2 protein-coding genes are annotated in these 1,582 nt (G+C 30.2%); both read left to right on the forward strand.

The genetic code is table 11. The features are described 5' to 3' along the window. Window positions 1–635 (forward strand): type III-A CRISPR-associated RAMP protein Csm3 (gene csm3 / locus HG1285_RS02135; protein WP_008289202.1); only part of this gene is annotated, 635 nt, incomplete at its 5' end. 1 nt (window position 636) lies between these two features. Continuing rightward, window positions 637–1,581: a type III-A CRISPR-associated RAMP protein Csm4 gene (csm4, locus tag HG1285_RS02130; RefSeq protein WP_008289203.1), complete on the forward strand. Its 945-nt coding sequence runs from the start codon at window positions 637–639 to the stop codon at window positions 1,579–1,581. The last annotated feature ends 1 nt before the right edge of the window (window position 1,582 follow it).

Genomic DNA, 1,582 nt, shown 5'->3' on the forward strand with positions numbered 1-1,582 from the left:
CTTATATTCCTGGTTCTTCTTTAAAAGGAAAAATGAGAAGTCTTTTAGAATGGCAGTATGGTCTGGTGGAAGCCGAAATGGAAAATGGTAAATTGAAAAGTCAGTTTAAGCCCGTAAAACAAGAAGATGAAAACCAGCTTAACGATATAGCTATTATTTTTGGAATTGGTGCAAATTTATCAGGAAAGTATAAAAATTTAACTCCTCAGCCTGTTAGAATTAAAATTTATGACGCTTATCCAACAAAAGAAACTATAGAAAAATGGAAAAATGAATTGGGAGCAGGTCTTTATACAGAAATAAAAACAGAAAACGCAATAGACAGAATAACTTCAGCAGCAAACCCAAGACAGCAGGAAAGAGTCCCAGCAGGTTCAGAATTTGAAGTGGAAATAGTTTATGAAGTTTTTGATGAAAAAGACCATCAAAGATTAAAAGTAGTTTTTGAGGGTATGAAAAGATTAGAAGATAACTATTTAGGTGGTGGAGGTTCAAGAGGAAATGGAAGAGTTAAGTTTGAAGAAATAAAGCTCATATACAAAAGTAAAGCTTTTTATGAAGGAAAGGCTCAACCTCAAGAAAAAGGAAGTTTTGAAACTATAGATAAAGCATTAAATTTTTTCAAAGGTGCTTGATATGAAAGTCTATAAAGTAGACATAACTCCTTTATCTTTATTTAAAGATTTTCCATCTTCATACACATTATTTGGAGCTATAAGCTGGGGATATTTTCTTCTATATGGAGAAGAAAAGTTAAAAAAACTATTAAATGAATTAAAAAATGGGAATACTCCTTTCTTAATAAGCTCTATTTTACCTAAAAAAGAAAACAATTATTACTTTCCAAAACCAAATTTAAAAGCAAAAAGAGATAAAAAAGCAGATATAGATTATAAAAAACTAAAAAAACTGCAGTTTGTTCCTTTTCAGATTTTTAAAGAAGTTTTAGATGGAAATATAGAAAATGAACTTGAGCTTCACAAACTAATGAAATCCAGTCAAAGCGATATTTCTTTAGTCGAAAAAGACGCTATTCCTCACGCTTCAATAGATAGACTTTACGGAACAACAGAAGGTAGCGGAGGACTGTTTTTTGAAGAAGTTGTGGCTTTAAATGAAGGATATATTTTAGTTGCTGTAAAAGATGAAACCATAAAAGAGGAGCTTAAAGCTGTTTTTAAACTCCTTCAAGATACAGGACTTGGTGGTAATCGCTCTGTTGGATATGGAAGGATTGTTTTTGGTAAGTTTGAGAAATTTCCAGAAATAGAAAATTATTTTAAAAACAAAACTGATAGATTCATAACACTTGCTCCAGTTATACCTGAAAAAGAAACTTACGATTTATCAAATAGTTATTATGACTATTTCACATTCAGAGGAGCAGTTGATAATAACTATAACTTCAAAGATGTTGATATATGGAAAGATAAAGTTATTTATCTAAAAGAAGGTTCTACTTTAAAAGTTAAACAGGAAAAAACTGTTTACGGGCAGTTTTACAAATCAAAAACCATAAATGGAAAAGAAATTTATCAATACGGACTTGCATTTCCTTTATTTATTCAAGGGGGAAATTAAA

Source organism: Hydrogenivirga sp. 128-5-R1-1, assembly GCF_000171895.1.

Excerpts from the sequence above, each read along its gene's own strand:
- csm4 (WP_008289203.1), top strand. The coding sequence starts at position 637 with ATGAAAGTCTATAAAGTAGACATAACTCCTTTATCTTTATTTAAAGAT.